The sequence below is a fragment of the Sphingomonas sp. TF3 genome (assembly GCF_003985085.1).
In the GTDB taxonomy this organism is placed as follows: Bacteria; Pseudomonadota; Alphaproteobacteria; order Sphingomonadales; family Sphingomonadaceae; genus Sphingomonas.
In genome coordinates this window covers 1-4,028 of sequence record NZ_RWKS01000061.1, presented here as the reverse complement: position 1 = coordinate 4,028, position 4,028 = coordinate 1, and the positions used below count along the sequence as shown (strand labels likewise).

Genomic DNA, 4,028 nt, shown 5'->3' with positions numbered 1-4,028 from the left:
TGCGAAAGCATGGTCGCCCCCTCTGTCAGGTCGCGTCTTGAGGGCTGTGATAGTTCGGCAACCTGTCGCGCCGACGGGCCTCGAAGACGATGGATGTTTCGATACGGGTGACGCCGGGCCGGCTCGTAAATTGATCGAGCGCCACGTCTTTCAAATGGAGCGTGTCGCGGACGGCGACATGCACGACCAGGTCGTAGCGTCCCGTGACTAGGTAAGCCGATCGCACTTCCGGGATCTCGGTGACATCCCGAAGGAAATCGTCGACCGTCTGACGCTTGTGCTTGGTCAGCCCGATCATGAGCAACGCCTCGAGACCGATGCCAAAAACCTTTGGATCGGCTTCCGCGTGCAGACCCTTCAGCGCGCCAGTCTCCCACAACCGGCGAATGCGTTGATGTGCGGAGGATGGGGCTAGGCCAACTTCCGCAGCGATCGCTTTGACCGTCGTGCGCGCGTCTTCCTGCAGAATGCCCAGAATGGCGAAATCTATTCGGTCAAGTTCGATGATATGCCTCAAATGCCATAATTCGTTCGTTTGAACGACAGATGAAGCGCCTCTATACGTCAACAGAAGGAAAACTACATAGGAAAATCGCCATGTCGCCGCTTGCCATGAACCGGTTGGAAACACTCTCCGACGTGCAGGTGGAGCAGTTTCGCGAGGAGGGTTTCCTCGCAGTTGAGAACGTCTTGCCTATGACGGCGGTCGAACAACTCCGCTCCCGCTTTGAACCGCTCTTCGCCGGAGACTTTGATACGGGCGTTTACCCGGACGAGTGGTACTGGCGAGAGGAACTGAGCAAACCTGACGTGACGCGGCACATGGCGAATGCCTGGAAAGCTGATCTCACGATCGCCGCGCTCAGCCTGTCTCAAGACCTTGGCAAAGCCGCCTGCCGTCTCACCGGGTGGCCAAGCGCAAAGCTCGGACAGGACACGATCTGGTGGAAGCCGCCCGGTGGGAAGCCGATCGCGTATCACCAAGACACGTCATTCATGGACTTCCTTGATCCCCAAGAGACGATCACCTTCTGGTTCGCCCTCGACGATGTGACCCGCCAAACCGGAACCCTCGAATACGCTCGCGGGTCACACAAATGGCCTTGCACGCCGATGCCTTCCAGCTTCCATGCGGCAGGGGATTATCGCGGCCAACTTCGCGCTGCCGCCCACGCCGCGAACGCACCGATGCCAGACATATACTATGCCGAGGTTCCGGCGGGGTCCGTCGTCATCCACGCCGGTGAAACCTGGCATGGGTCCGGACCTAACGGCTCCACCGGCCAAATGCGCCGGTCGATCGGGGTTCATCTCGTTTCCGGCCAAGCTCGATTTTCTGATCGGCGCGGAGGTTACATCTACCGGCGCTATCAGATCACCGGCGACGCCGGCCTCAACGAGAGCTTCTTCCCGATGCTGTGGTCCGCCGCCGGCGCAAGAACAACCTGGCTGGACGACTACTGCACGTCGGGCACGCGCTAGACAGTCGAGGTCCGGGGCTGCCTCGTCGACATTTAACGGTAGCTGGCGCACCCGACACGATTCGAACGTGTGGCCTCCACCTTCGGAGGGTGGCGCTCTATCCAGCTGAGCTACGGGTGCAGTCCGCCGTCCCTACATGGATCGACGGTCGCCGGTCAACGCAAACCAGTGTGGGCCGATGCCAGTTCACCGCATTTCCGGCGGCTTGTCTCTGCGACATCCGAAGCGTAGCAAACTGCTTCCGTGGTGCTTCCGTGAGGATAAATCCGACCTTCGCGCCCACCGCTCGTTACAGGCTAAGTGCCTGAAAATTCGCCTAAAACATTCCATGCAGATGGGCGGAAAAGGGCTTGACGTCTGCCCTCCGAAGGCAGAGGTCACAGGTTCGAATCCTGTCGGGTGCGCCAGCTTTCCCAATATAACAAGCATTTGAAGTATAACCGCTTCTCGGCAGCGGTTATCCCGTCGATTGCGGCGTTTGGCTTCGCGGGACCTAGAGGAAGGTCAGAATCTGGTGAACGCACAGAATGATGAAGAGGATCGATGACAGCGCCAGCAAGAGGTTCGAGAGCCAGCCAGAGCGCCATTCGGGCGGCACGCCGGGTCGGTTGAGCAGCCACATCAGGGTGAGCGCGAGGAAGGGCATGAAGAATGCGCCGAAAGCGCCATAGGCGATGATGAGTGCGAAGGGCTGGCCCAGCGTCAGGAGAACCATCGGCGGGAAGGTCAGCCAGAGCACATAGAAGCGGAAGGCCGGGCTGGTTTCGAGATCGCTGCGATCCCCCGCGGCATGGGTGCCGCGCAGGTTCCGCACGAAGTCGGCGAACAGCAGCGAGACGCCCTGCCAGACGCCGAGGATCGACGAGAAGGTGGTGGCGACGAAGCCGATCAGGAAGACCGTCGCCACGGTCGCCCCGAAGCGCCTGGCCAGCACCGCCTCGAGGTCGAGCAGGCCGCGATCGCCGCCCGCCAGGCTGATCTGCGCCGCGTGCAGCAGTTCCGCGCCGACGATCAGCATCGCAACGACGAATATGCCGGTCACGACATAGGCCACGCGGTTGTCGAAGCGCATCATGCCCATCCAGCCCGGACTGTTCCAACCCTTGGCATTGACCCAATAGCCATAGGCGGCGAGCGTGATCGTGCCGCCCACGCCGCCGATCAGCCCCAGCGTGTAGATGGCCGAGCCTTCGGGAAGCTGTGGCACCAAGCCGCCCAGCGCATGGCCCAGATTGGGCGCGACCAGGATCGCCAGCCCGACCACGACGACGAACATCACTCCGATGAAGAACTTCATCGCCGCCTCGAAGATGGCATAGCGGTTGAGCAGCACGAAGGCCGCGCCCAGCACCCCCGAGAGCGCCCCCCAGGCCCAGAACGGCAGGACATCGGGAAACAGTGCCGCCAGTGGCAGCGCGGTCGCGCTCATCGCGGTTCCGCCATACACGAAGCCCCACAGGATGATGTAGAATCCGAAATACCACCCGGTCCAGCGGCCCAGCGAACGCCAGCCCTCCAGTATCGTCGATCCGGTTGCGAGGTGATAGCGGCCCGTCGCCTCGGCGAGCGCGATCTTGACGATGCAGCCGATCACGGCCGCCCACAGCAGCGCGTAGCCGAAGCGCGCGCCCGCGACGAGGGTGGCGACCAGGTCGCCCGCGCCGACGCCGGTTGCCGCCACGACGATCCCGGGGCCGACCAGCTTCCAGCGCGCCATGCCCGTGGGCGGCGCCTGCCGGGTGGTTTCTGGGTTCATCGATGCGTTCCCCCGCTCCTAGCCGGACGCCCCGGCCCAGATGGCCCCCGCGCTTTGCACCAGCATATAGGCGGCGACGAGGAAAATCAGGCCGGCGAAAACCGTGGCCAGCCCTCCGCGCGACGACAGGCGCCGCGCCGCGCGCGTGCCGGCAAGGCCGCCGAAGATTCCGCCCGCGATGAAGATCGCCGCCAGCGTCCAGTCGACAAGGCCGGAGAGCGCATAGCTTAGCGCGGTGGTGAGCCCGAAGGCGGTCACCGCGACGAGGCTGGTGCCCACGGCGTTGAGAATCGGCATCCTCGTCGAGGCGATCAGTCCGGGCACGATCAGGAAGCCGCCGCCGATGCCGAAGAAGCCCGATACCCCTCCGGTCGCGAGCCCGTAGCCCAGCACGCGGGGCGCATTGTGGCGGTTGCAGGCGGCGCCCTCGACCCCCGGATCCTTGCGCCTGCGGAGCATCAGCGCGCCGACCACGAGCATCAGCAGCGCAAAGAGGAAGAGAAGCCTCTGGCCATCGACCGCCTTGCCGAGCGTCGACCCCGCCAGCGCGCCCGCGATTCCGCTGCCCGCGTAGAGGAACCCGCAGCGCCATTTGACCGTGCCGGCGCGGGCGTGCTGCGCGAGCCCCGATGCGGCGTTGACCGCGACGGCGAGCGCGCTTGTCCCGATCGCCACATGCGGGTTCGGCACGCCGACGAGATAGACCATCAGCGGGACCGCGAGGATCGATCCGCCACCCCCGACGAGCCCGAGCGTGAAGCCCACGAGCCCGCCCGACAGCGCGCCGAGG

At 64.1% G+C, this 4,028-nt stretch carries 4 protein-coding genes and 1 tRNA gene; 1 reads left to right on the top strand and 4 read right to left on the bottom strand.

Annotated features, from left to right (window positions below; genetic code table 11):
• Positions 1 to 25: 25 nt before the first annotated feature.
• On the bottom strand, positions 26 to 517 hold the full coding sequence (locus EJC47_RS20700) for an Lrp/AsnC family transcriptional regulator (protein ID WP_221885205.1): 492 nt from the start codon (positions 515 to 517) through the stop codon (positions 26 to 28).
• An 80-nt stretch (positions 518 to 597) separates the two neighbouring features.
• Here EJC47_RS20700 and EJC47_RS20695 point away from each other — a divergent pair, with 80 nt between their 5' ends.
• On the top strand, positions 598 to 1,482 hold the full coding sequence (locus EJC47_RS20695) for a phytanoyl-CoA dioxygenase family protein (protein ID WP_221885204.1): 885 nt from the start codon (positions 598 to 600) through the stop codon (positions 1,480 to 1,482).
• 43 nt (positions 1,483 to 1,525) lie between these two features.
• Here EJC47_RS20695 and EJC47_RS20690 read toward each other — a convergent pair.
• The 3 genes from EJC47_RS20690 to EJC47_RS20675 all read right to left on the bottom strand — a co-directional run.
• Positions 1,526 to 1,602 (bottom strand) — tRNA-Arg (locus EJC47_RS20690).
• Positions 1,603 to 1,975: 373 nt separating this feature from the next.
• The gene (locus EJC47_RS20680) at positions 1,976 to 3,238 is read right to left on the bottom strand and encodes an Nramp family divalent metal transporter (RefSeq protein WP_124811256.1); all 1,263 of its coding nucleotides are present in this window, start codon (positions 3,236 to 3,238) and stop codon (positions 1,976 to 1,978) included.
• Between the two features lie 18 nt (positions 3,239 to 3,256).
• Positions 3,257 to 4,028, bottom strand: a 772-nt coding sequence (locus EJC47_RS20675) for a sulfite exporter TauE/SafE family protein (protein ID WP_260591701.1), incomplete at its 5' end; no start/stop codon positions are given.

What these genes read in the sequence shown, in the direction of transcription:
- EJC47_RS20680 (WP_124811256.1), bottom strand. Translation starts at nt 3,238, where the DNA reads ATGAACCCAGAAACCACCCGGCAGGCGCCGCCCACGGGCATGGCGCGC.
- EJC47_RS20695 (WP_221885204.1), top strand. Translation starts at nt 598, where the DNA reads ATGTCGCCGCTTGCCATGAACCGGTTGGAAACACTCTCCGACGTGCAG.